Raw genomic sequence first — 24,308 nt, 5'->3', positions numbered from 1 at the left:
TGCCGGCGCGGGGTCAGCCCGTACCCCCGGCTCAGGAGTGCGGAACCACCGCCACCGGGCAGGGCGCGTGGTGCATCACCGCGTGGGTCACCGAACCGATCCGTGCCCCTACCGCCGAGTGGTGTGCGCGGCGACCGACGACCATCAGCTGGGCCCGGTCGGCCAGCGCCAGCAGGACCTGCCCGGCGCTGCCCATCTCTACGTGCTGGGTGACGGGCACTTCGGGGAAGCGCTCCCGCCACGGCTGGAGCGCCTCGGCGAGCGCCTTCTTCTCGTACGGCTCCAGGCCCCCGGCCTCGTCCAGCAGCTTCAGCGAGCCGGGACTGTAGGCGAACACCGGCGGCAGGCTCCACGCCCGTACGGCGCGCACCCCGGCACCACGCGCCGCCGCGGTCTCGAAGGCGAACCGAAGGCCGGCCGCGCTGTCGTCCGGACCGCCCTGCTGGCCCACGACGATCTCCCGGCCGCCCGCTTCGGACGCGGCGCGGTCACCGGCCCGCACCAGGACGACCGGGCACGGGGCCTCGGCGATCACCTGCTGGGCGACGGAACCGAGCAGGAAGCCGACGATCGTGCCGTGTCCGCGGGATCCGAGGACCAGCGTCCCAGCCACCGCGGCCTCGGCCAGCAGCGAGTCGACGGCGCCGCCGTCCAGTACCTCGGTCGTCACCGGCAGGTCCGGGTGCCGGTCGGTGACGGTGCGGGCCGCGTCCTCGACCATGTCCCGCGCCCAGCGCGCCTGCTCGTCCCGGTCCGCGCCGCCGAGGAGTTCGTGGTGGGACCACTGCCAGGCGTACACCGCGCGCAGGGGCAGCCCGCGGCGGACGGCTTCCCTGCCCGCCCAGGCCAGCGCGGCCCGGCTCTCCGGGGATCCGTCCACTCCCACGGTGATCCTGTCGGTCATGCGCCTGCCTCTCTGTCGCCGGCTCGCCCGCGCTGCCGGTCCCTCGATCCTGCTGACCGCTCCAGTGTCGGTCACCGACACCGCCGGGTGGCGCAGGGCCCGTGCGGCACAACGGCTTCGCCGCGCCGCACACGCCGGACGTGAAGTGGAAGGACCTGCTGGTCGTCTCGCTGGGCGGCCAGGGTCGGTACGAGCACGTCGTCAACGAGACCGGCGCACCCACGTCGGGCGCCTCGACGGTGCCGTCCGCCGTGGTCTCGTACCCCTGACCGCCCCGCGCGGAGCCCGAGGTCAGCAGGACGTCAGGCTCCCGAGGTCCACCGCGTCGGCCATCGCCTGCATCCCCTTGTCGTTGGGGTGCAGGTGATCGCCGCCGTCGAAGAACGGCAGGATCAGCTGCGGATCGTAGGGATTGCGCGTGATCCTGTCGAAATCCGTCACGGCGTCGAGCGCGCCGCTGTTCCTGATCCAGTCGTTGACGCCCTGGCGCACGGCCTCGGAGGCGGCGTCGTACTCGTACCAGCCCTTGAACGGCATGACGGTCGCGCCGACGACACATGTGCCTGCCGCGTGCGCCCGGTCGATGATCTGCCGATAGCCGGCGATCATGTCGTCCACCGTGACACCGGTATGGGCCTTGATGTCGTTGATGCCTTCGAAGAGGAAGACCGTGCGGACCCCGGGCTGGGAGAGGACGTCACGCTGGAGTCTGTTCAGGGCGGCCTGCCCGGCGCCGTCCGCGAGCACCTTGTTGCCCGAGATCCCCTCGTTCGCCACTCCCTTCACGGTGAGCCCGGACGCGGCCTGGAGCCGCCGGGACAGATAGTCGGGCCAGCGGCGGTTCTGGTCGGTGGTCGAGGCCCATCCGTCGGTGATGGAGTCGCCGAGGGTCACCACCGAGCCGACCGCGGCGGACGTCTGCACGTCGACGGCGTCCAGCCAGTACCAGGAGCCCATCGGATCGGTCCAGTTGGCCGCGCCTTCATCGGCCGCGTGGTCGCCCGCGGTCGCGTAGTTGGTCTGCATGGCCATGCCGTGGCCGGTCGTCGGTCCCTGGGCGCCGGTCACATACAGGCTGATGACCAGGTCGCTCTGGGCGGCCAGTGTTCCGGGCAGCGGATCGCTGAGCACGGTCTCGCCGGCCGGGACGGTGACGGACGCGGCCCCGCCGAAGGACAGCCGCCGGTTGGAGCCGTGGACCAGTTCCGCGCCTTGTTTCCGCAGCCCGGCGTACGCGCTCGCGAAGGTCACCGGGTGCTCGCCGAAGGCGTTGGACAGCCGGATCCGCATGTTCGTGCCGCCGACGCTGGTGCGCACGATCAGTCGGTAGCTGCGGTCGGCCGGTCCCGCCCCCTGCCGGTCGGCGCCGGCGCCCCAGGTGACCACGGAGTGCTTCGCCCGCGCCTCGGCGGCGGGCGTCACCGGCGCGCCCGACGAGGCCCCCGGCTGCGCCGCCGCCGAGGCGGTCAGTGGTCCGCAGACCGCGAGGAGCAGCGCCGATACGACGCCCACGGCGCGGCGTCGGAACCGGGCGCCGCTCACCGGAGACCCCTCAGGGTGACGGACTCACCGGGCTTGAGACTGACCTTGCGCGAGGCGCCGCCCGAGACGACGGTCGTCTCGCGGCCCCCGACGCTCTTCAGCGTGGCCCGGGTCACCTTGCCATTCTTCCAGCTGAGGTCGGCGACGAACCCGCCGCGGACGCCCACGCCGGACACCGAGCCGGATGCCGCCCAGGCGGCGGGCAGGGCGGGCAGCAGCTCGATGTGTCCGGGCCGCGAGTAGACCAGCATCTCGATGATCGCGCAGGAGGTGCCGAAGTTCGCGTCGATCTGGAAGATGCCGCGGCCTTCCCCCATGTCCATGATGTCGAAGAGGTTCGGCGCCGTGCCGTTGCCACCGCTCACCGACGGCTTCAGGTTGTTGACGACGAGCCGGTAGGCGTTCTCCGCGTTCTTCAGCCGGGCCCAGCACAGGCTGCGCCAGGCATTGGACCAGCCGTAGCTGTTCATGCCACGAGCGGTGAGGAGGGCCGTCGCGCCGGCGAGGATGTCCTTCGGCGTGGAGTCGTCCGGACGGATCCGGTCGCCGGGGAAGAGGCCGATGAGCGGGGAGAGGTGCCGGTGGGTGGTCTCGCCGAGGTTGTCGGGCGACATCCACTCCTCGAGCCAACCGGTCTTGGGGCTGACCACGGGCAGGTAGAGACGCGCCCGCAGACCGTCGATGGTCTTGCGGTAGGCGGCGTCCCTGGCGAGTTCCTGGGTCGCGGTGCGGTAGTTGCCGAAGAGGTTCCACACCAGTTCCTGGGCGTACGTGATGCCCTTGGCGTCGAGCGGACCCTGTTCGGGCGACCAGTCGCTGTCGGCGATGAGCACCTCCCGCTCGTCCCCCGACGTGTCGGTGACGGTCGTGGTGATGAGGCGGGCCTCCCAGAACTGCACGGCGCCCTTGAGGAGAGGGTAGATCTTCTTGAGGTAGGCGCGGTCCTGCGTGTACTCGTAGTGCTCGAACAGGCTCTGGCAGATCCAGGCGTTGCCTGCCGGGTGCCACCACCAGCCGCCCCCGCCATAGGGGTTGGTGGAGATCGCCACGGTCCAGCCGGCGATCTTTCCGCTGGAGTTGCGGTACCGGTTGGTGGAGTCGTTGAACAGCCGCCGGGTGACGTCCGACCAGTCGGGCAGCTGCGCGAGGCAGTAGTCGGTGAAGGCGTCGAAGCAGTCGGACAGGCCCGCCCGGTCGGCCATCCAGTAGTTCATCTGGACGTTGATGTCGGTGTGGTAGTCGCCCATCCAGTCCGGGTCGTTGCCGTCCAGCCAGGGGCCCTGGAGGCCCATCGGCAGGCTGCCCCGGGATCCGGAGATCATCAGGTAACGGCCGAACTGCAGGTAGGCCGCCTCGAGTTCCGGGTCGGGGACGTCGTCCCGGTGGCGGGCCTGCAGCCGATCCCAGGTGTCCAGTTCGCGCTGCGCCGCGGAGGACGTACCGAGGTCGATGTCCAGCTGTCCGAACACGGCCCGGAAGTCGGCGACATGGGTGTGCAGCAGGGTGCTCGCCGAGTGACCGGCCGCGCTCAGGACCTTGGTCCTGGCGAGGCGCTCCGGGGCCAGGGACGGATCGCGGAACTTCGCCGCCGCGTCGGGCGCGTAGTTGGTACCACCGCTGACGACGACGGTGAGATCCTTGCAGCCGCTGAACGCGATCGACGCACCGTCGACGCGGACTCGGCCCGTGCCGCTGTACGCGATGACGGCGGCGCCGTACTTCAGGCCGTTGGCCAAGGAGGCGCCGAACGACGCGTAGCGGCCCGCGCTGTTGGCGGTGGTGGACTCGCCGTGGGTGCCCGCGAGGGAGACAGTACCGGTGTAGGAGCCGCCGCCCTGCTGGGAGAAGTAGAGGACGATGGCGTCGTCGGGGCGGCTGGCGAAGATCTGCCGCCGGTAGGTGACGCCGGAGATGTCGTACGAGGTGCTGATCAGGCCCTGGGCCAGGTCGAGGGTGCGCCGGTAGTTGTTGACGTTGCCCAGGTCGTGGTCGGGGAGGGCGACGGTGAGTTCGGCCAGCATCGTCAGGGAGCCGAAGTCGTCCCGGCCGTACGGGAACTGACCGTCGCTCTGCAGCTTGTCGTTGAGGCCTCCGGTCCACAGGGTGGCGTCGGTGATCATCAGGAGTTCGCCGGAGGGGTCGTTGCTCGCGAGCGCGCCGAGGCGCCCGTTCCCGACCGGCAGCCCCTGCTCGATCATCGACTTGGCGGAGCCGGGAGCCGACCACCACAGCTGGTTCTTCGCGGCGTCGGCCGCGGAGAGCATGGGCGACGCGGTGGGGCGCAGGGGGGCCGCCGAGGCGGTGAAGGCGGGCAGACCACCGAGTGCGGTGGCCGCGCCGGCTGCGGCGGCGAGGGCGAGGAAGCCTCTGCGGCTGGGGGTGTTGTCGCGTGATGCGGTGTGCTGAACGTCCACGGTGTTGCACTCCATATCCGGGAGCTGCTCATGCGGGAACGACGGCTGCGGACCGTCGGCGTGCTGCAGGTCCCCGCGGGGCCCGGGTCGCGTCACCGGGCCCCGCGGGAAGCTGGTCGGACGGACTGCTGGACTGAGAACCGGCCGCTGAACTGAGAACCGAGTGCGGAACTCAGACCGACTACGGAACTCAGACCGACTGCGGGACGACGATCCTGTCGATGTCGGGGGCGTAACCGCTGCCGCTGTCGAAGGTGATCGTGTTGGAGCCCGCCTTCAGCGCCAGTTGGACGCTGACCGTCTCAGCCGTGCTCCAGTCGCCCGTGGAGGGGAACTTCTCGCTGGTGCCGTTGCCGCTGTTGGAGAAGACGGTCACCGAGCGGGCGTCGCCGCTGACGTAGGCGACCTGGACGGTGTAGATGCCGTCCTTCTTCACCGTGACGTTGTTGAACCGCAGCGTGCCGCCGGTGTAGAGGTTGCCGACCTTCTTGCCGCCGGAGCAGGCGTCGCAGCCGGCGACCGAGGCGTTGCCCGACAGGGTGTTGGCGTCGGACTCGGCCTCGTAGCTCGTGGTGGCCGGCGTGCCGCCGCCGGGCTTGACGGTGAACAGCCGCGAGCCGTGGGCGGGCAGCGCCTCGGTGATCTTGTTCTTGTAGGTCCCGAGGTTCGCCTTGTTCCACAGGTCGCGCACGGAGGCGTTTCCGGTGAACCCGAGCGAGGCCCACTGGGCGGTGACGGAGGCCGGCGAGTCGGCGAGGTTGAACAGGGCGACGGTGTAGCTGCCGTCGGCGTTCTTGGTGCCCCAGACCTGCTGGTCGCCGACAGGGGTGACCGGACGCGCCACGGGCGAGTCGTTCTGGTCGACGGCGATGACTTCCTTGTTGGTCAGCAGGGAGACCCCGTAGCTGTCCAGCTTGGTGAGGTCGTCACCGGTGAACAGCGGCGACTTGTTGATGGCCCACAGGGTCATGTAGCTCTGCCGCTCGGCCTTGGTGAGGCCGTCCATCTCGCCGTTGCCGACGTCGATGGCGTCCAGGTCGTTCCAGCCGCCCGGGCCCGCCTTGCGGCTCCACGCGGGGGCGTCGTCCCACCGGTCGTTGACCGAGTTCTCCCAGGTGACGAGGCTGTTGCAGTAGCACTCGACGTCGGTGTCGATGCGCCAGCCGTTGGAGTACTTCTTCCAGTCGGCGGCGTGGCCGATGTCCAGCGACCAGGAGAGTTCGAGGTGGATCGGGCGCCCGGCGGTGGCGATGGCCTTCTGCCAGGCGGCGACGTCGGGCACGTTGTCGTAGTTGTCACCGGACTTGAAGGAGCCCGGGCCCACGCCGTCCAGCTTGAGGAAGTCGTAGCCCCAGTCGGCGAACTGCTGCGCCTGCGAGTCGATGTACTTCTGCGCGCAGGGCTTGCCGAAGTCGATCTTGTAGGCGTTGTCCCAGCCGTTGGTGGTGCGCAGGTCCGGGTAGACGATGTCGGCGGTGGTGCAGCCGGGGGTGTTCCAGATCGGCGTACCGCCGTCGCCGTACGCGCCCTTCTCCAGGCCGACGGGCAGGTAGATGCCGGCCTTGAGGCCCTTGGAGTGGATGTGGTCGGCGACCGACTTCATGCCGTGGGGGAAGCGGACCGGGTCGGGCGTCTGGCGGCCGTACCGGTCGAAGCCCGTCTTCCAGGTCTTGTCCATCCACCAGCCGGCGTCGATGTTGACATGGTCGTAGCCGTAGTTCTTCAGCTTGGCGGCGAGGGCGTCCGTCTGCTTCAGGACGTTCGCCTCGGTGAGGTAGCTGTAGTCGCCGTCCGGGTTGAGGCCCGGGTACTTCGACGACTGCATGCTCCAACTCGACCATCCCATGTACGGCTTGGCGGCGACGGGAGTGGTGGCGGTGGTCTCGCGCGGCACCGGGGTCTTGGCCTGTGCGGCGGGGACGGTCGTCGCGAGTCCTGCCGTGAGGGCGAACACCACCACGGCTCTCAGGGTGCGTGCGGGCAGGACGGAATACGAGGATGACCGCATGGGTCGTGCCTCCTGTGGGGTCAGGGTTGGGGCGGCTCAGCCCTTGCCCGAGCCGATGGTGAGCCCGCTGATGAACTGGCGCTGGAGCGCGAAGTACACCAGGAGAGTGGGGATCGCCGTCATCAGGGCACCGGCCGCGATGAGGTTGGGATTGGTGAAGTACGCGCCCTGGAGGTTGGCCAGGGCGGAGGTGATCGGGCGCTTGTCGCCGCTCTCGATCAGTGCGAGCGGCCAGAAGAAGTCGTTGTAGATCCAGATCGATTCGAGGGTCGCGAGGGCCGCGAACGCGGGGCGGCACAGCGGCAGGATGATCTGGAAGAACTGGCGCCAGACGGGGGCGCCGTCCACGAGCGCCGCCTCGGAGATCTCCTTCGGGATCGTCTTCATGTAGTTGCTGAGGACGAAGGTGCAAAACCCCGACTGGTAGGCGATGTGGATCGCGATGATGCCCCAGGCCGAGTTGTAGAGGAGGAGGGAGTCGCTCATCCACTGCGGCAGCGGGATGAGGAGGTAGAGGCGGTACAGGGGGGTGATGAGGACCTGCGCCGGGAGCAGGTTGCCCGCGGTGAACAGCATCAGCAGGACGATGTTCCAGCGGAAGTCGAACCGGGAGACGAAGAAGGCGACCGCGGCCGAGAACAGCAGGGTGCACAGGACGGACGGCACCGTGATGAGGACGGAGTTCCAGAAGAAGTGCGGCATCCCGGACTGGCTCCAGGCGTCGCTGAAGTTGCCGAGGCCGATGCTGTGGGGCCAGGAGAGATAGCCGTGCTTCGCGGTGTCCGAGTAGGGCCGCAGCGAGGTGTACATGGCCCACAGCAGCGGGACGAGCCACAGCAGGGCGATGCCGCCCAGCATCAGATGGCGGCCGGTCTGGCGCCGCGGCCCGGAGGGGGTCTTCGGCGTCTGCTGCGCGCGCCGGGTCCGCGGTCGGGAGGCCGGGCGCGGCACGGTCGTGGTCACTGGTCCTCCTTGCGGAAGTTCTGGACGAGGAAGGTCCCGATGGCGGCAAGGGAGACCACGAGCAGGACGACCGCGAGGGCGGACCCGTAGCCGATGTGACTGGACTCGCCGATGATGTTGTCGGTGATGAGGAGGGACAGGAGTTCCATGCCCGGCTTGCTTCCGACGCCGCCGCCGAGGACGTAGACGACGTCGAAGGACCGCAGGGACTCCATGACCGTGATGACCAGGATGATGACGTTGACCGGTTTCAGGGCCGGGAAGACCACCCGCAGGAAGGTCTGGCGTCCGTTGGCGCCGTCGAGCGCGGCGGCCTCCTTGAGTGCCGGGTCGAAGCCCTTCAGCCCGGCCAGGTAGAGGATCATGATGTATCCGGTGTGCCGCCAGCTGGAGGCGACCAGGACGGCCCACAGGTTGAGGTCGGGGTTGCCCAGCCAGTCGATGTGGTGGCTGGAACCGGCGGCGCTCAGGATGCCGTTGAGGAGCCCGGTGTCGGGGTTGTAGATGATCTCCCAGATGAACCCGACGACGGCGAGGGAGAGCACCATCGGCAGGAAGATGGCGGTCTGGTACACCCTCGTGAAGCGGATCTTCCGGTCGAGCTGGTAGGCGAGGAAGATGCCGAACGGGGTCGGCAGCAGGGCCGTGAACAGCAGCCAGATCACGTTGTGCCGCACCGCGGGCCAGAACGGCGGGTAGTTGGTGAAGATCTCCTTGTAGTTGTTCAGGCCGATCCAGTGGATGTCGGCCAGGTCGATGCCGTCCCAGGTGGTGAAGGACAGCCCCAGGGAGGCCAGTGCGGGCAGCCAGACGAAGAAGAGCAGGGCCGCCAGCGGGATGCCGATGATGACGGTGAGGAAGATCCGGTCGCCGGTGCCGAGGCGGCGCGGGCGGGCGCCGCGCGGGGCGGGGGGCGTGGTGGGCGCGGAGGACACGGTGCGTGAGACCTTTCCGGTCCTGGTCAGGCCGTGAAGAAGCGCGAGCGCTGGGACTCGATCTTCGTCAGCGTTCCCGAGCCGTCGTCGGGGTGGCCGAGCCACTGCGTCAGGCCGGGGAGTACGACGGTGGAGATGAAGCCGGGGTCGCTGTCGCGGTCCGCGAACTGGCTGATGTGCTTGGCGGAGGCGATGAGCTCGGCGGACTTCTTCTGGAGCGCGTTGTACGAGCCGGTGCTCGCCTTGTCGTTGACGGCGAGGTTGCTCGGGTCGACGCCCATGTACAGCTCCTCGGCGTGGGCGCCGCCGAGGAACTCCAGGAACTTCTTGGCACCGGCCTCGTTCTTGGGCCGGCGGCTGAGCATGAAGCCGTCGGTGGGTGCCTCGACGGCGTCCTGACCATGCGCGGCGTCGATCTCGGGGAAGGGGAAGAAGTCGATGTCGGCGCGTATCTTCTCGTCGGTGATCTGCTGTCCGAGGAAGAGGCCGATGACGGCCATCCCGGACTTCTTGTCGAGCAGCGACTGGGCGGCGTCCTGCCAGGAACGGCCGGCGGCACCCTGCTGGTAGTAGGGGGCGAGTTCGCGCCAGTGGTCGAGGGTGGCGAGGGCGCGCTTGTCGGTCCAGGGAACCTTGCCGCGCATCAGGGACATGTGGAAGTCGTAACCGTTGGTCCGCAGGTTCACGTAGTCGAAGGCGCCGAGGATGCTCCAACTGTCGCCGCCGCCGTATCCGGAGGCGATCGGGGAGAGCCCGTCCTTCTTCATCCGCTTCGTGAGCGCGATGAACTCGCTCCACTTCTGCGGGACTTGGTAGCCGCGCTCCTTGAAGAGGCTCTTGCGGTAGAAGACGGCCCACGGGTAGTTGTACAGCGGCACGAAGTAGTACTTGCCGTCCTCGCCGCGGGAGAGCTGCTTGGTGGCCTCGCTGAAGTCGGCGCCTATCGTGTCCCACACGTCGTCGAGGGGGCTGCAGAGCTTCTTCTTGGCGAAGTACTGCATGCGGTAGCCGGCGAACCAGGTGAAGACGTCGTCGGGGGTGCCCTGCAGATAGGTGGAGATGCTCTTCTGGAAGGTGTCGTGGTCGACGGTGTTCGTCTTCACCGTCAGACCGCTGTCCTTGGCGAACGCGTCGGTGACGGAGGCGTAGGCCTTCTTGGGGGTGGCGTCGGCGCCGTTGGATCCGAAGGTGACCGTCTTCGGGTCGGCCCCCGCTCCCCCGCCGCAAGCGGTCAGAACGGGCGCGGCCAGTGCGGCGGCGCCGAGTCCGAACAGTCCGCCGACGACTCCGCGGCGGCCCGGTTCACGCGCAGCCAGGGGATTGCGGCTCTGCTGCGTCATTGTTGCTCCTCACGCGTGTCCGTACATGTCTGATCTTCAGTGCGTGGCTGTGGTTCAGTACGTGCTGGTCGGTGCGTGGTGCGCTCGTCGGCGCGTGCTCGCCCCTCAGGGCGTCGTGCTCCTCAGCGCGCGTCCGAGGTGGTGAAGGACTGGATGGCGGTGGCCGCCGCGCCACGTGCCCACTCCTCGAAGGGCAGCGGCCTGGTCTGTACGTCGCAGTCCGCGGCCGAACCGAACGCGGCCGCGGCGAACGCGTCACGGATCTGCTCGGCGAACAGGTCGTAGGCGGCCAGGCCTTCGCCGGAGATGATCACGCGCTCGGGGCCGAGGAGGTTGGCCACGGTCGCGATGCCCCGGCCGATCGCCGCTCCCGCCCGGGCGTACACCTCCCGGGCGCCGGGGTCGCCGTCGTGGGCGAGGGCCAGGGCCGCGGTGGCGTCGGCGACACGCGCGCCGGTGACCTCCCGGATCCGGCCGACGATCGCGGGGTCCGAGGCGATCGCCTCGACGCAGCCCCGGTTGCCGCAGTGGCAGCGGGGACCGGCCGGGTCGATCGCCACGTGCCCGATCTCACCGGCCACGCCGTGCGCTCCCGCCACCACCTGTCCGTGCACCACCAGGCCGCAGCCGATGCCCGCGCCGACGGTCACCAGCGCGAAGTCGGACAGCCCCACCCCGGCCCCGAACCACTGCTCGGCCACCGTCAGCGCCCGAACGTCGTTGTCGAGGGTGACCGGCAGTCCGGTCGTGGTCGCGGCCAGTTCGGCGAGGGGAACGTCGCGCCACTCCAGGAACGGCGAGTAGCGCACCACCCCGGCCGCCCGGTCCACGTCACCCGAGACGGCGATGCCGAGCCCGCGGACCTGCACCCCGAAGCCGTCCGCCTCCGTCAGCAGTTCCTGTACGAGTCCCGCGACGGAGGTCAGTACCGCCTTGGGCTCGCGGGAGGTGAGCGGAACGCGCCGGGCGACCCGGATGCGGCAGCACAGGTCGGTGAGTACGGCGATGAGCTCGTCGCCCGTCACCTTGATCCCCAGGAACAGGGCCCTCCCGCCGTCGACCCGCACCGGGTTGGCGGGCCGCCCGAGGACGGGCTGCCGCGCGTCCTCCGCGTTGTCCTCCACTAGATAGCCGGCCTCGATCAGCGGCCGGACCGCCTTGGTGACCGCCGCTGCCGACAGCTGGGTCCGCCCCGCTATCTCCGACCGCGTGAGCGGGCCGTGGGACAGCACGGTGGTGAAGATCTGGGAAGCGGCCGGCGTATGGGCCGGGAACGCCTCGGTGGGAGAGGTCGAGCGCATGGCCGGAACCTAAGGCCCTTATTTTCTGCTGTCAATGAAAGAAGCAGGATTCTCTTGAGGACGCTCCATGAGGCACCTGTGACCTATGAAATCCAGAATGTGAGCAAGCATTGACACGTGATCCAAGGTCAGGGTTGGCTTTTCCTTGTCTCGTACGTGAGCACCACCTGAACGCGAGGATCCATGTCGCCGATCTCCTTCGCCCCGGACGCCGGGGTCTGGCTGCTGTCCACACCGCGCACCTCGTACGCGCTGCGGATCGACGAGACCGGAGCGCCCTGCCATGTCGCGTGGGGTCCACGACTGACGCCGGCCGAGGCCGAGGAGCTCGCCGTGCCACCCGCGCCCGAGGCCAGCAGCTTCGAGGGCAGGCCGCCCGTCGGCGAGGAGCTGCCGGTCGACGGCGGCACGCGCTACGGACCGCCGTCACTGCAGGTCCGGTTCGCGGACGGCTCCCGCGCCTTCGAGTGGCAGCCGACCGGCCACCAGGTCGACGAGGGCGAGCTGACCCTGTCGTTCCGCGACCGCCGCTACCCGTTGCGAGTGGCGCTCCACTACCGGGTGCGCGAGGACACGGACGTCATCGAGCGCTGGACCGTCGTCCGCAACGACGGCGACGAGCCCGTCACCCTGCTGCGTGCCGACTCCGCCGCCTGGACCCTGCCGCCGCAGCGGGACTACCGGCTCAGCCATGTCACGGGCCAGTGGTCCGCCGAGAACCAGTTGCGACGCGACCGGCTGCCGTACGGCGAAACCGTGTTGACCAGCCGTCGCGGGATCACCGGTCACCACGCGAACCCGTGGCTGATGCTCGACGCGGGTGAGGCGACGGAGGAGCACGGGCGGGTGTGGAGCGCCGCCCTCGCGTGGAGCGGGAGCTGGCGCGTCACCGTGCAGCGCACCCCCGACGGGCGGGCCGGATTCACCGGCGGCCCCGGCCAGGACGGTACGGCCGTGCCGCTCGCGCCGGGCGAGGAGTTCGCCACTCCCCCGTTCGCGGGACTGTGCACCGACGGCGGCTTCGGCGCGGCCAGCCGCGCCTGGCACGCGTACGTCCTGGCCCATGTCCTGCCCCATGCCGACGAGTTCGCCCCGGTGCTCTACAACTCCTGGGAGGCGACCGGCTTCGACGTCGACGAGGTCGGGCAGAAGGCGCTCGCCGAGCGGGCGGCGGCGCTCGGGGTGGAGCTCTACGTCGTCGACGACGGCTGGTTCGGGGCGCGCCGCAGCGACCGGGCGGGCCTCGGCGACTGGACACCGGCGCCCGACCGCTTCCCGGACGGGCTGGCCCCGCTGGTCCGCGCGGTGCACGGGCTCGGGATGCGCTTCGGCCTCTGGGTGGAGCCCGAGATGGTGAACCCGGACAGCGACCTGTACCGCGAACACCCCGACTGGGTACTGCACTTCCCCGGCCGCCCCCGCTCCGAGCTGCGCAATCAGCTGGTCCTCAACTTCGCTCGCCGCGACGTCGCCGACTGGGCCCATGGCTGGCTGACCCGGCTGGTCGGCGACCACGGCATCGACTTCCTCAAGTGGGACATGAACCGTGCGTTCAGCGAGGCCGGCTGGCCCGACCGGCAGGACGGCGCCGACCGTCTGGGCCCCGCGTACGTACGCAATCTCTACGGCGTCCTCGACCGTCTGCGCGCGGACCATCCGGCGCTGCGGATCGAGACGTGCAGTGGTGGCGGCGGCCGCGTCGACCTGGGCATCCTCTCCCGCACCGACCAGGCGTGGGCGTCGGACAACACCGACGCCGCCGACCGGATGGGGATCCAGCAGGGCTACGGCCAGATCTACCCCGCCCGCACGATGGGCGCCTGGGTGACCGACGTACCCAACCAGCTCACCGGCCGTACGGTCCCGCTGCGCTTCCGCTTCCACGTCGCGATGGCCGGGGCGCTCGGCATCGGGGGCGATCTCACGCACTGGTCCGAGGAGGAACTGCGGGAGGGGGCCGACCTGGTCGCCACGTACAAGAAGGTCCGCCATCTCGTCCAGCACGGCAGGCTTGACCGGCTGTCGCCGCCCGCCGAGGACTCGGTCTGCGTGGTGCAGTACACCGCCGCGGACGCCTCGGAGACCCTGCTGCTCGCCTACCGGCGTGTCTCCCGCCACGGCGCGCCGAGGCTGCCGGTCCGGCCGCGTGGTCTGACCCCCGGGGGCCGCTACCGCGACGCCCGCTCCGGCGCCGTGCACCACTCCACGGTGCTCGGCGAGTACGGTCTCGACGTCGACCTGCCGGCGGGCGACTGGTCCAGCACGGCAGTGCACCTCGTCCGGGAGGACTGACACCCCGTCAATGTGCTGGTGGGCCGCCCGATGTCGCTCTCGCCCGTCGGGCGCCCGTCAGTACCGCTGGGCCTTCGCCAGGACCGGGGTCAGCTGGGGTTGGGTGGGCTGTCTGCTGATGGCGACGGGCTGGGCGCGCTGACCCGGCTTGAGGTTCTCCGCGCCCACGAACCTGGTCTCGACGACCTTGCCGTCGGCGTTCTTGAAGTCGACCTGGACGGCGTACGAGGCCGTGCGATCGGTGTTGTTGGTGATGTTGACGAGCACGGCGAGCAGGCCGCCCGTCTTCGCCCTGGGCAAGCCGCTCATGGCGACGTCGGACCGCGCGTTCCCGGAGCCCTGCACCTTCTTCAGCTCCGCCTGTGCCTGCGCGCTCGCGCGGGCCGTGTCGGCCGAGACGGACGCCTCGAACTCCGAGGCCGCGGCGGACAGCGAGGAGGCCGCCGCCGAGGCCGAGGCCCGGGCGGAGCCGATGATCGAGGAGGCGGCCGAGGCCAGGGCGGACGGCGGTGTGCCACTGAACGACGAGGTGTCCGGCGGGGTGGCGCGCGGCGTGACGGTGGCGGCGGCGCTGTCGCCGCCACTGTTCGTGCTGCACGAGACGAGCGCGGCGCCGCAGGTCAGGGTGGCCAGGAGGGCCGCGGTCGCGCGGCCGCGGCCGGTCCGTGCCGGGCCACCGTGGGTGCGTCTGCTCATGGAGCTCGTCCTCTTCCTGCCGGTCCGAAAACCCGGTCTGCGGGCCTCCCCCATGCTCCGTGCCCGGCTCCACGCCCGCGATCGGTGCTGACCCGTTGGGGTTGCCCGGCCCACGGCGAACCGGGGTCTCGGCCCGGGGCGGCACGAGCCGTCGTCGCCTCAGCTCCCGCCCGGGCGCAGGCGTGAGGATCTTCAGAACTCCCGGTTCGACGGAAAAGGGCTGGGCGGGACGATGCCGGGGCTGCTAGCGTCCGGGACACCGTGACATCGCGCGAGGAGGTGAGACCCATGAACGCCGTATCCCATGGGTGCTCCCCATCTTCTTCACGGTTGGGCGGTTGACGTAGCTGTCGCCGGGAGCGCCTCGACAAGGCACTCCCGAAAGGCAACAACTCATGCATTTCACCGCAGAGACATCGTCGAACGGTGTCGTCGAACGCAACTTCGCTCTGGATGAGGTCACCGGCGTGCTCTGGTCACCCGCATCCGGCTCCGCCGGCGCACCCCTGGTCCTGATGGGTCACAGTGGCGGCCTGCACAAGAAGGCACCGGGAATCCTGGCCCGTGCACACCACTACGTGACCACCTGCGGATTCACCGTGGCCGCCATCGACGCGCCCGGACACGGCGACCGGCCGCGCAACGCGGAGGACAAGCAGTGGGTCGCCGCTCTCCTGCGGGCCCGGGCGGCAGGAGAGCCGATCGGCCCGATCATCGTTGACTTCAACGGCTCACTGGCCCAGCGCGCCGTGCCGGAATGGCGGGCAACCCTGGACGCCCTCCAGGCACTGCCCGAGATCGGTACCGAGGCGCCGGTCGGCTATGGCGGCATGACGTTGGGCACCGCGACCGGGCTGCTGCTGACGGCGATCGAACCCCGGATCACCGCCGCGACCTTCGGCGGGGTCTTCGTGTACGAGGCGCTGACCGAGGCGGCCAAGCGGATCACCATCCCGGTCGAGTTCCTGCTCCCGTGGGACGACGAGGAGATCAACCGCCAGTCCGGTCTCGCGTTGTTCGACGCCTGCGCCTCGAAGGAGAAGGCGTTGCACGCCTACCCGGGCAGGCACAACCAGGTGCCTGGATACGAGGTCGACAACTCGGCCCGGTTCTTCCTGCGGCATCTCGGCCGGGCCGGCACGTCACCGGCCTGACCTGCCGGCGGTGTCGGGAGACGTGAGCCACGGCGACCGTCAGGCGTCTGGAAAGGAACTTCTTGTCAGTTCCAGTGGACGGCAAAAGGAAAAGGCAAGGAGAGCTCTCTCCTTGCCACTCTCAACATATAGCGCAGTGGGGGGCTTGCCGCAAGACCCGGGTCACGGCGCAGAATCGTCGGCCGATGCCACAACCTGCGGAAATGGGGACACGACGTGCGTGTGTTGTTGTCGACGTATGGGCCCGACCGGGCGGAGCGGTCGGCCGACTCGTCAGGGGGACGGCAACCAGGGAGGAGGACGTGCTCGACAGGAACTTCGGCAGAGTTCGAGGCGCCGGTGATGCGATCGGCCGCCGCACTGCGACGGAGCACGGCTGCCTCGGAGGTATCGCGATGACTGAGCGGTACGTGTCGGACCTTCACGAGGTCGACGAGACGCAGGTCGCGGTCATCGGCGGCAAGGGCGCGCACCTGGGCGGGCTGTCGCGGATCGAAGGCATCCGCGTGCCAGGTGGCTTCTGCGTGACGACGGACGCCTTCCGGCGGATCATGGCGCAGGCGCCGTCGATCGACGATCGGCTCGATCAGCTGTCGCGCCTGAACCCGGACGACCGTGAGGCGATCCGCACGCTCAGCGCGCAGATCCGCCGGACCATCGAGGGGATCGCCATCCCGGGCGATCTCGCGGCGGCGATCACCGGCGCGCTCGCCGAGCTCGGCGAGCAGGCCGCCTGCGCCGTACGGTCCAGCGCGACGGCAGAGGATCTGCCGACGGCCTCCTTCGCCGGCCAGCAGGACACGTACCTGAACGTCGTGGGGCCGACGGCGATCCTCCAGCACGTCAGCCGGTGCTGGGCCTCGCTGTTCACCGAGCGGGCCGTGACCTACCGCCAGCGGAACGGTATCGACCACCGTACGGTCCACATGGCCGTGGTCGTGCAGCAGATGGTCTTCCCGCATGCGGCCGGCATCCTGTTCACGGCCGACCCCGTCACGGGCAACCGGAAGGTCGCCACCGTGGATGCCGGCTTCGGCCTCGGCGAGGCCCTGGTCTCCGGCCTGGTGAACCCGGACGTCTTCAAGGTGCGACACGGCGAAATCGTCGCCAAGGTGATCGCCGCCAAACAGCGTGCCGTTCACGCCCTTCCGGGTGGCGGTACGCAGGAAGTGGCGATCGACGCGCAGCGGCAGGAGGAGCCGGCGCTGACGGATGCGCAGGTCGTGCGGCTCGTGCAGCTCGGGCGGCGGATCGAAGCACACTTCGGCCGCCCGCAGGACATCGAATGGTGCCTGGTCGATGACGGCTTCCAGATCGTTCAGAGCCGGCCGATCACGACGCTGTTCCCGATCCCGGAAAGCAGTGACCAGGAGAATCACGTCTACCTCTCCGTGGGGCATCAGCAGATGATGACCGACCCCATGAAGCCCCTGGGGATCTCCGTGTGGCAGCTGACGGCCATGGCGCCCATGCAGGAGGCCGGCGGGAGGCTGTTCGTGGACGCCACCCGGCGCCTGGCCTCGCCCACGAGCCGCGCCGGCTTCCTGGACCTCGTGGGGAGAGGCGATCCGCTGGTCAGGGACGCTCTGGAGACCGTCCTCGACCGCGACGATTTCGTTCCGTCGGCCCCGGACGCGGGGCCCGGCGGGCCGCCGGCCGGCGGTGCGTCCGCCCCGATCGCGACCGATCCGGCCATCGTCAGCGAGCTGATCGAGCGCAGCCAGGTGTCCATCGCCGCCCTGGAGCGCGACATCCGGACGAAGTCCGGACCGGCGCTGTTCGACTTCCTGCTGGAGGCATTCAAGGAGCACAAGCGAGTCCTCAGTGATCCGCTGAGCATGCAGGCGATCATGGCGGGGATGGAGGCCACGTGGTGGCTCAACGACACGCTGCGGGAGTGGCTGGGCGAGAAGAACGCGGCTGACACGCTCACGCTGTCCGCCCCCGACAACGTCACGTCGGAGATGGGTCTGGCGCTGCTCGACGTCGCGGACGTGATCCGCTCGCACGCGGAGGTGGTGGCGTTCCTGCACGGCGTCGCGTACGTCGAGGACGCATCCTTCCTGGACGAGCTGGCGAAGCTCGCGGGCGGGGCCGAAGCGCGCGACGCCATCGAGGGCTACCTCGACCGATACGGCATGCGCTGCGTCGGCGAGATCGACATCACGAGGCCACGTTGGCGCGAGCGCCCCACCACGCTCGTGCCCGTGATCCTCGACAACGTCAGGAACTTCGAGCCGGGCGCCGCCGAGCGGCGCTTCGAACAAGGGCGGCAGAAGGCGCGGAAGAAGGAACAGGACGTGCTGTCACGCTTGCGGGCCCTGCCGGACGGGGACCGGAAAGCCGACGAGGCCAAGCGGATGATCGATCGGGTCAGAACCTTCATCGGGTACCGGGAGTACCCGAAGTACGGCATCATCAGCCGCTACTTCGTCTACAAGCAGGCCCTGCTGGAGGAGGCCGAGCGCCTCGTGCAGGCAGGCCTGCTTCCTGAGCAGGAGGACATCTTCTACCTCACGTTCCAGGAACTCCACGACGTCGTGCGCTCGAACCAGGTGGATGACCGGCTCATCCAGCAGCGCAAGGACGCCTTCCGGTCGTACCACGCGCTCACACCGCCCCGGGTGCTCACCTCGGACGGTGAGGCGGTCACCGGGGCGTACCGGCGCGACGACGTGCCGGCCGGCGCCTTGGTCGGCCTCCCGGTTTCCGCCGGGACCATCGAGGGGAGGGCCCGCGTCATCCTTGACATCGCGGAGGCCGATCTCGAAGCGGGCGACATCCTGGTCACGACCTTCACGGACCCCAGTTGGTCGCCGCTGTTCGTCGCAGTCGCGGGCCTGGTGACGGAGGTGGGCGGCCAGATGACCCATGGCGCGGTGATCGCCCGGGAGTACGGCCTGCCGGCCGTCGTGGGCGTGGCGCAGGCCACCCGGCTGATCCGGGACGGACAGCGGATCCGCGTGCACGGAACCGACGGGTACGTCGAGATCCTGCCTTGACCGACCACACCGGGAAGCCCCATCCATAGCTTCCGACTGAACAACGCCCAGCAGCAAGGCCCGAGGCCGGAGAGGAGAGCCTGGCGGCTTGCGGTGCGAATCCCCCGTCGGTGTCCGTCGTGATCACGGCCGGACAGCGCGGGGGGGCGCACCCTGAGCGGGGAACGGTCCGGCGATGAGCGACCGACCGCATCAGGCGGATTCGGTCCCCACCGCGCCGGTGCCACAGCCGCCGGCCGACTGTCGGGACCGGCAGGCCCAACAGTCGGTACGGCACTGCCGGGCTCGCCCCGGCTCGCGTGGTGTCCGTTCCGGAAGCGAGTCCTTACGGGTGTGCGATGTCGGTGATCACCTGGTCGTACCGCCGAACGTTCCCGGTGAATGTGTAGTTGGGGTACCTCGGCCGCAGGCGGGCCAGGGCCGCGTCGACGAAGGCCCACATGTCGCCGATGTCGGCGGTGGGGTCGAAGATGGCGTGGGTCAGCCATTCGCCCTCGTCGTTGGCCACGTAGGCTTCGTACTTCTGCGCTTCGGTGGTGACGGCCATGGGTGTATCGGTCTCCTGGTTCGTGGCCTGCCGGGTGTCGTCGCTGTTGTCGTCCACGGTGGCGGCTGCCTGCGCTGTCCCTGCCGCGGTGAGAAGCGCTGCCGCTGCGGCCGTGCCGGTGGCGGCGCCCAGCATGGTCCGCCGGGAAATCTCTGACACAGTTCTCCCCCTGTGTTGGCCCCTCCCGGTGAGAGGCCGCAGCCGACCATACATTCAAGTCCCTTTGAAACCAGAGCAGTTGGAAGAAATTCGCACCCTCACTCGCGCGACAGCCTGAGGATTCACGCGGCTGTGACCGGGCGTGCGGCATCCTGCACCCGGCACGAGTGCGACGGGAGTCGGCTGCATGCGCCACAAGCTGGCCAGGGGCGAGCACGTGGACACGACGAGAGGCCCCGCCTCTACGATGGACCGATGGCAGCGATCAAGCAGATACAGGTCACCTTCGACTGCGCAGAACCTGAGCGCGTCGCTCGTTTCTGGTGCGAGGTGTTGGGGTACGTCGTACCGCCGCCGCCGGAGGGGTTTGCTACTTGGGACGATTTCGATCGCGCACTGCCGCCTGAGCGTCAGGGTTCGGCGTTCGCATGCATTGATCCCTCAGGTGTGGGCCCGCGACTGTATTTCCAGCGCGTCCCTGAAGGCAAGGTCGTCAAGAACCGGGTGCATCTGGACGTGCGGGTCGGCACCGGGCTCGTGGGTGAAGAGCGCCTGGCCGCACTCGAGGCCGAATGCGCACGACTGGTCGCGCTCGGCGCTGTACGCGTGCGACTACTGCTTGCCGATGCCCACAACGAGTCGTGCCTCTTGATGCAGGACATCGAGGGCAACGAGTTCTGTCTCGACTGAGGAGCCGCGAACGTGGCACCTTCGGGAGTCGGCTGGTGCAGTTCGCCATCACGAGGGTCGCCGTCCCGCGGGGCATCCACTCTCAGTCCGTGTGGACGCCGCCTTCGCTGTGAGAGGCGCCCTCAATCGCCGCCATGTCCTGGGTGCCGATGACGCCGAGCAACTCAAGCTGAGCGGCGCCCTCGGTACCGGGCGGGGCCGTGAACCACAGGAGGCGCTGGCGGCCGTCCTCGCTGAACAGACTGTGGCAGTCCAACTCGACGACGCCCAGCGCGGGATGCACGATGCGCTTGTGATCGGTGCGGCGCAGGCCTACATCGTGGGTGTCCCACAGGGCGGCGAACTCCGCGTTGCGCCGCCGCAGTGCGGCAGTCATCCCGGCGACCTCGGTGTCGCGGCCCCGGCGGGCGGCGACTGCCTGCTGGTCGGTGACGAAGACGCGTGAGTGGTGCGCATGGTCCTCGGGCGGGTGGACCGCGCGGGCGGCCGGATCGGTGAACCAGCGGTACGCGAAGCCGGTGACGGGGCCGCGCGGCTCCGGAGCCCGGCCGAGCAGTGCCGCGGCCGGCTCGTTCTGGACGAGGGTCTCGTGCAGGTCGGTGATGACCTGGGCCGGGGTGGTGACCAGCCGGTCCAGCAGCCCGAGCAGGGCGGGCTGCGCGTGCCGCGCGCTCGCGCCGTGCGCCGATGCGGGCAGCGGCCGGTCGGCGAGATGGAACAGGTGGTCGCGCTGGTCGCCCCCAGCCGCAGCGCCCGGGCGAGAGCGGCCAGTGTCTGGGACGAGGGCTGGGCGCCGCGTCCCCGCCCAGTTGGACCAGACCAATCCTGCCGGAATCGTTGACATGTACGGCACCCGCCGCAATTCTGAGAGCGCTCTCAACGAGAACCGGACGGCTCCACTCCGCCGGAATCCACCTCGTTGGAATCCCCCCACTCAAGGAGAGAGCGAGTGCCCAGAAGGCTCAGGAGTCGCACATGGCATGCCCTGGCGGTGGCTGCGGCCACCGCCACCACGGCGCTTCTCACGTTCGGCGCCCCCTCCGACGCGAACGCGGCCGTCCCCACGACGATCCCGCTGAAGTTCACGAACAACTCCGGCCGCAGCGAACCCGTGTACATCTACGACCTCGGAACACTCCTCTCGACGGGCCAGCAGGGCTGGGCCGACGCGAACGGCACGTTCCACGCCTGGCCCGCCGGCGGCAATCCGCCGACGCCCGCACCCGACGCTTCGATCACGGGCCCGGCCAACGGCCAGTCGATGACGATCCGGATGCCGAAATTCTCCGGCCGGATCTACTTCTCCTACGGCCAGAAACTCGACTTCCGCCTGACCACCGGCGGCCTGGTGCAGCCGGCCGTGCAGAACCCGAGCGACCCCAACCACAACATCCTCTTCAACTGGTCGGAGTACACGCTCAACGACTCCGGGCTGTGGATCAACAGCACCCAGGTCGACATGTTCTCGGCCCCGTACGCCGTCGGGGTCCAGCTCGCCGACGGGAGCACCAAGAACACCGGCCACCTCAAAACGGGCGGCTACACCGGGTTCTTCAACGCCCTGCGCGGTCAGCCGGGCGGCTGGGCCCATCTGATCCAGACCCGGTCCGACGGCACCGTCCTGCGGGCGCTGGCTCCCGGCCACGGCATCGAGGCGGGCGCGCTGCCGGGCACCGTCATGGACGACTACATCAACCGCGTGTGGCAGAAGTACAGTTCGTCGACGCTGACGGTGACGCCGTTCACCGATCAGCCGAACACAAAGTACTTCGGGCGGGTCTCCGGTGACGTCATGAACTTCACCAACAGCGCCGGCGCGGTCGTCACCAGCTTCCAGAAGCCCGACTCGGACAGCATCTTCGGTTGCTACAAGCGGCTGGACGCCCCCAACGACCTGGTACGCGGCCCCATTTCACGAACCTTGTGCGCGGGCTTCAACCGCTCGACCCTTCTCACCAACCCCAACCAGCCGGACACGAGCTCGGCGAACTTCTACCAGGACACGGTGACCAACCAGTACGCCCGCAAGATCCACGCGCAGATGGCCGACGGCAAGGCCTACGCGTTCGCCTTCGACGACGTCGGCAACTACGAGTCCCTCGTCCACGACGGCAACCCCCAACAGGCGTACGTCACGCTGGACCCGTTCAACTGACGGACACCGAAGAGCTAGGGCCTGTCCGGCACCGGGCAGGTGGTCCGCTTCACGAGGTCGTGCCAGCCGGACTCCAGGCGCTCGAGGGGCATCCCGCACTGGCGCGTCAGGTGGTGGATCAGGGCGGGTTCCAGGTAGCCCATGAGGGTCTGGGCGAGGAGAACGCCGTCCGCGCCGGGCACGGCCTCGCGCAGGAGCATGGCGACATGGGTGAAGCGGACGCGGTACGGGGCGGAACTGAAGCGACGGGAGGCGTCCGGCTCGGCGGCGATGTACAGGTCGAGCCGGTCGTGGATCTCGCGCAGGGCCCGGCAGCCGAAGGCGTGCAGGCGGTCCGCCGGTGACGCGCCGGGGCCGAGAGGTGACGGGCCGCTGAGGAAGGCGGCCTGGAACTGCTGCTCGGTGTGGTCGAGCAGGGCCATCAGCAGGCCGGTGCGGTCACCGAAGCGCCGGAAGACGGTTCCCTTGCCCACCGAGGCCGCGACGGCGACGGCTTCCATGGTCACATTGGCGACCCCGTGCTCCTCCACCAGGCGGGTGGCGGCCTCCAGCAGCCGGGCGCGGTTGCGTGCGGCGTCGGCGCGGAGCTGCGGCGCGGCGGGACCGAGGGTCAGCTCCAGCGGAACCGGGGCTCCCGAGGGTTCCTGCCCCTTCGGGAAGGGCGGAAGTGGGGTGGACATGAACACAGCGTAACGGCAGAAGGGGGCAACTGGACCCTGGTCCGTTTAGGTGCTACAACATTAAACAGACCAGCAAGCGGACCTCGGTCCGCTTTATTGCCGCAATGTTTCGTCCCCGGGAGTTCCCCATGTCCGTACGCATCCTCGCGCTCGTCGGCAGCCTTCGCGCCGGCTCCCACAACCGCCAGCTCGCGGAGGCGGCTGTCAAGCTCGCCCCCGAAGGCGCGGAGATCGAGCTGTTCGAGGGGCTCGCCGAGGTCCCGTTCTACAACGAGGACCTCGACGTCGAGGGCAAGGTGCCGGCCGCCGCCACCGCCCTCCGTGAGGCCGCGGGCCGCGCCGACGCCTTCCTGCTCTTCTCGCCGGAGTACAACGGCACGATCACCGCTGTCCTGAAGAACGCCATCGACTGGCTGTCGCGTCCGTACGGCGCCGGCGCCTTCACCGGCAAGCCCGCCGCCGTGGTCGGCACCGCGTTCGGTCAGTTCGGTGGCGTCTGGGCGCAGGACGAGGCCCGCAAGGCCCTCGGGATCGCCGGTGCCGCCGTCCTGGAGGACCTCAAGCTCTCCGTTCCCGGCTCCGTGACCCGCTTCGCCGAGACCCACCCGGTCGACGACGCCGAGGTCGCCGCCCAGCTCACCGAGGTCGTCGCCCGCCTGCACAGCCAGGTCGGCACGGCCAGCGCCGCCTGACGACTCCCCCCAGGGCCGGTCCGGTGCCACCGGACCGGCCCTTCGCGCGTTCCCGGCAGCCGCCGACCGCCCCCAACGACCCCCCAGTTGTCAGCGATCTTGGCGGAACCGAACCCTCCGGGCCAAGATGCCCGCATGAAGGGTGATCTCTTTTCCAGTGACCACATGGTGCAGCCCGCCGTCACGCCGGGCATGACCATCCAGAACGCCAAATCGATCAAGTACGCCGTCAACGGCGACATGCTCGCGCGCCAGGGGGCGATGATCGCCTACCGGGGGAATCTGCAGTTCGAGCGCAAGGGCCAGGGCGTGGGCGGCATGCTCAAGCGGGCGGTCACCGGTGAGGGACTGCCGCTGATGACGGTGCGCGGGCAGGGCGAGGCCTGGTTCGCGCACGAGGCGCAGAACTGTTTCATCATCGACATCGAGCCGGGCGACCTGTTCACCGTGAACGGGCGCAACGTCCTGTGCTTCGACTCCACGCTGTCGTACGAGATAAAGACCGTGAAGGGCGCGGGCGTCACCGGCGGCGGCATCTTCAACAGCGTCTTCAGCGGTCACGGCAGACTGGGGCTGATCTGCGAGGGCAACCCGCTGGTGATACCCGTCTCGCCGCAGCAGCCGGTGTACGTCGACACGGACGCGGTCGTCGGCTGGACCGCGCAGCTCCACACCTCGCTGCACCGCTCGCAGTCGATCGGTTCGATGATCCGCGGCGGCTCGGGCGAGGCCGTGCAGCTGAAGCTGGAGGGCGACGGCCTGGTCGTCGTACGGCCGAGTGAGGCGACTCCGCAGAAGGCACAGCAGCACTGACGCCGGGGGGAACGGCGAAAG

18 protein-coding genes and 2 pseudogenes are annotated in these 24,308 nt (G+C 69.5%); 8 read left to right on the top strand and 12 right to left on the bottom strand.

What is annotated here, in order from left to right; genetic code table 11:
• Positions 1-31: 31 nt before the first annotated feature.
• Complete coding sequence (locus ACIRA5_RS31845; RefSeq protein WP_403696501.1) at positions 32-904, bottom strand: universal stress protein; 873 nt, start codon at positions 902-904, stop codon at positions 32-34.
• 101 nt (positions 905-1,005) lie between these two features.
• Between ACIRA5_RS31845 and ACIRA5_RS31840 the strand changes: the two are divergent.
• Positions 1,006-1,173: pseudogene (locus tag ACIRA5_RS31840) on the top strand (coagulation factor 5/8 type domain-containing protein); the annotation flags it as partial.
• A 22-nt stretch (positions 1,174-1,195) separates the two neighbouring features.
• On the opposite strand, the gene ACIRA5_RS31835 reads toward ACIRA5_RS31840, so the two are convergent.
• The 7 genes from ACIRA5_RS31835 to ACIRA5_RS31805 all read right to left on the bottom strand — a co-directional run bounded on the left by ACIRA5_RS31835 (position 1,196) and on the right by ACIRA5_RS31805 (position 11,407).
• The gene (locus tag ACIRA5_RS31835; RefSeq protein WP_403696499.1) at positions 1,196-2,446 is read right to left on the bottom strand and encodes an SGNH/GDSL hydrolase family protein; all 1,251 of its coding nucleotides are present in this window, start codon (positions 2,444-2,446) and stop codon (positions 1,196-1,198) included.
• Complete coding sequence (locus ACIRA5_RS31830; protein WP_403696496.1) at positions 2,443-4,860, bottom strand: glycosyl hydrolase family 95 catalytic domain-containing protein; 2,418 nt, start codon at positions 4,858-4,860, stop codon at positions 2,443-2,445. Before ACIRA5_RS31830 ends, ACIRA5_RS31835 begins: the two co-directional genes overlap by 4 nt.
• Before the next feature lie 190 nt (positions 4,861-5,050).
• Positions 5,051-6,868 carry an alpha-galactosidase D gene (locus ACIRA5_RS31825; protein WP_403696494.1) on the bottom strand — a complete coding sequence of 606 codons (1,818 nt, stop codon included), beginning with the start codon at positions 6,866-6,868 and terminating at the stop codon, positions 5,051-5,053.
• Positions 6,869-6,904: 36 nt separating this feature from the next.
• Complete coding sequence (locus tag ACIRA5_RS31820) at positions 6,905-7,831, bottom strand: carbohydrate ABC transporter permease (protein WP_101407006.1); 927 nt, start codon at positions 7,829-7,831, stop codon at positions 6,905-6,907.
• Positions 7,828-8,766 carry a carbohydrate ABC transporter permease gene (locus tag ACIRA5_RS31815; protein ID WP_403696491.1) on the bottom strand — a complete coding sequence of 313 codons (939 nt, stop codon included), beginning with the start codon at positions 8,764-8,766 and terminating at the stop codon, positions 7,828-7,830. Before ACIRA5_RS31815 ends, ACIRA5_RS31820 begins: the two co-directional genes overlap by 4 nt.
• A gap of 26 nt (positions 8,767-8,792) precedes the next feature.
• The gene (locus tag ACIRA5_RS31810; protein WP_403696489.1) at positions 8,793-10,106 is read right to left on the bottom strand and encodes an ABC transporter substrate-binding protein; all 1,314 of its coding nucleotides are present in this window, start codon (positions 10,104-10,106) and stop codon (positions 8,793-8,795) included.
• Positions 10,107-10,228: 122 nt separating this feature from the next.
• Positions 10,229-11,407: an ROK family protein gene (locus ACIRA5_RS31805; protein WP_403696487.1), complete on the bottom strand. Its 1,179-nt coding sequence runs from the start codon at positions 11,405-11,407 to the stop codon at positions 10,229-10,231.
• 183 nt (positions 11,408-11,590) lie between these two features.
• Here ACIRA5_RS31805 and ACIRA5_RS31800 point away from each other — a divergent pair, with 183 nt between their 5' ends.
• Complete coding sequence (locus ACIRA5_RS31800) at positions 11,591-13,699, top strand: alpha-galactosidase (protein WP_403696485.1); 2,109 nt, start codon at positions 11,591-11,593, stop codon at positions 13,697-13,699.
• Between the two features lie 57 nt (positions 13,700-13,756).
• On the opposite strand, the gene ACIRA5_RS31795 is transcribed toward ACIRA5_RS31800, so the two are convergent.
• A complete protein-coding gene (locus tag ACIRA5_RS31795; RefSeq protein WP_403696483.1) occupies positions 13,757-14,395 on the bottom strand; it encodes a hypothetical protein in 639 nt (212 codons plus the stop codon).
• Positions 14,396-14,790: 395 nt separating this feature from the next.
• On the opposite strand from ACIRA5_RS31795, the gene ACIRA5_RS31790 reads away from it, so the two are divergent.
• Together ACIRA5_RS31790 and rph are read left to right on the top strand one after the other, a co-directional pair.
• Positions 14,791-15,549: an alpha/beta hydrolase gene (locus tag ACIRA5_RS31790; RefSeq protein ID WP_403696481.1), complete on the top strand. Its 759-nt coding sequence runs from the start codon at positions 14,791-14,793 to the stop codon at positions 15,547-15,549.
• Between the two features lie 395 nt (positions 15,550-15,944).
• The gene (rph, locus tag ACIRA5_RS31785) at positions 15,945-18,551 is read left to right on the top strand and encodes a rifamycin-inactivating phosphotransferase (protein WP_403696478.1); all 2,607 of its coding nucleotides are present in this window, start codon (positions 15,945-15,947) and stop codon (positions 18,549-18,551) included.
• Positions 18,552-18,876: 325 nt separating this feature from the next.
• On the opposite strand, the gene ACIRA5_RS31780 is transcribed toward rph, so the two are convergent.
• A complete protein-coding gene (locus tag ACIRA5_RS31780) occupies positions 18,877-19,257 on the bottom strand; it encodes a hypothetical protein (RefSeq protein WP_403696476.1) in 381 nt (126 codons plus the stop codon).
• 255 nt (positions 19,258-19,512) lie between these two features.
• Here ACIRA5_RS31780 and ACIRA5_RS31775 point away from each other — a divergent pair, with 255 nt between their 5' ends.
• Positions 19,513-19,947 (top strand): VOC family protein, encoded by a 435-nt coding sequence (locus ACIRA5_RS31775; RefSeq protein WP_403696474.1) that lies wholly within the window; start codon positions 19,513-19,515, stop codon positions 19,945-19,947.
• Positions 19,948-20,029: 82 nt separating this feature from the next.
• Here the strand turns inward: ACIRA5_RS31775 and ACIRA5_RS31770 are convergent.
• Positions 20,030-20,751, bottom strand: a pseudogene (locus ACIRA5_RS31770) (transcriptional regulator); the annotation flags it as partial.
• A gap of 187 nt (positions 20,752-20,938) precedes the next feature.
• On the opposite strand from ACIRA5_RS31770, the gene ACIRA5_RS31765 reads away from it, so the two are divergent.
• The gene (locus ACIRA5_RS31765) at positions 20,939-22,102 is read left to right on the top strand and encodes a glycoside hydrolase family 64 protein (protein WP_403696471.1); all 1,164 of its coding nucleotides are present in this window, start codon (positions 20,939-20,941) and stop codon (positions 22,100-22,102) included.
• Positions 22,103-22,116: 14 nt separating this feature from the next.
• On the opposite strand, the gene ACIRA5_RS31760 is transcribed toward ACIRA5_RS31765, so the two are convergent.
• Positions 22,117-22,782, bottom strand: a complete 666-nt coding sequence (locus ACIRA5_RS31760) for a TetR/AcrR family transcriptional regulator (protein ID WP_403696469.1) — start codon at positions 22,780-22,782, stop codon at positions 22,117-22,119.
• 128 nt (positions 22,783-22,910) lie between these two features.
• Between ACIRA5_RS31760 and ACIRA5_RS31755 the strand changes: the two genes are divergently transcribed.
• Both ACIRA5_RS31755 and ACIRA5_RS31750 read left to right on the top strand, forming a co-directional pair.
• Entirely contained in the window at positions 22,911-23,474 is a 564-nt protein-coding gene (locus ACIRA5_RS31755; RefSeq protein ID WP_352050266.1) for an NAD(P)H-dependent oxidoreductase, read from the top strand.
• Positions 23,475-23,609: 135 nt separating this feature from the next.
• The gene (locus tag ACIRA5_RS31750; RefSeq protein WP_067377408.1) at positions 23,610-24,287 is read left to right on the top strand and encodes an AIM24 family protein; all 678 of its coding nucleotides are present in this window, start codon (positions 23,610-23,612) and stop codon (positions 24,285-24,287) included.
• Positions 24,288-24,308: the final 21 nt, after the last annotated feature.

It is taken from the genome of Streptomyces sp. NPDC096311, assembly GCF_044763085.1.
Classification (GTDB): Bacteria; Actinomycetota; Actinomycetes; order Streptomycetales; family Streptomycetaceae; genus Streptomyces.
This window is presented reverse-complemented; position numbering and strand designations above follow the sequence as displayed.

Coding starts and splice junctions, on each gene's coding strand:
- ACIRA5_RS31845 (WP_403696501.1), bottom strand. CDS start 904: ATGACCGACAGGATCACCGTGGGAGTGGACGGATCCCCGGAGAGCCGG.
- ACIRA5_RS31825 (WP_403696494.1), bottom strand. CDS start 6,868: ATGCGGTCATCCTCGTATTCCGTCCTGCCCGCACGCACCCTGAGAGCC.
- ACIRA5_RS31810 (WP_403696489.1), bottom strand. CDS start 10,106: ATGACGCAGCAGAGCCGCAATCCCCTGGCTGCGCGTGAACCGGGCCGC.
- ACIRA5_RS31805 (WP_403696487.1), bottom strand. CDS start 11,407: ATGCGCTCGACCTCTCCCACCGAGGCGTTCCCGGCCCATACGCCGGCC.
- ACIRA5_RS31800 (WP_403696485.1), top strand. CDS start 11,591: ATGTCGCCGATCTCCTTCGCCCCGGACGCCGGGGTCTGGCTGCTGTCC.
- ACIRA5_RS31795 (WP_403696483.1), bottom strand. CDS start 14,395: ATGAGCAGACGCACCCACGGTGGCCCGGCACGGACCGGCCGCGGCCGC.
- ACIRA5_RS31790 (WP_403696481.1), top strand. CDS start 14,791: ATGCATTTCACCGCAGAGACATCGTCGAACGGTGTCGTCGAACGCAAC.
- rph (WP_403696478.1), top strand. CDS start 15,945: ATGACTGAGCGGTACGTGTCGGACCTTCACGAGGTCGACGAGACGCAG.
- ACIRA5_RS31775 (WP_403696474.1), top strand. CDS start 19,513: ATGGCAGCGATCAAGCAGATACAGGTCACCTTCGACTGCGCAGAACCT.
- ACIRA5_RS31760 (WP_403696469.1), bottom strand. CDS start 22,782: ATGTCCACCCCACTTCCGCCCTTCCCGAAGGGGCAGGAACCCTCGGGA.
- ACIRA5_RS31755 (WP_352050266.1), top strand. CDS start 22,911: ATGTCCGTACGCATCCTCGCGCTCGTCGGCAGCCTTCGCGCCGGCTCC.
- ACIRA5_RS31750 (WP_067377408.1), top strand. CDS start 23,610: ATGAAGGGTGATCTCTTTTCCAGTGACCACATGGTGCAGCCCGCCGTC.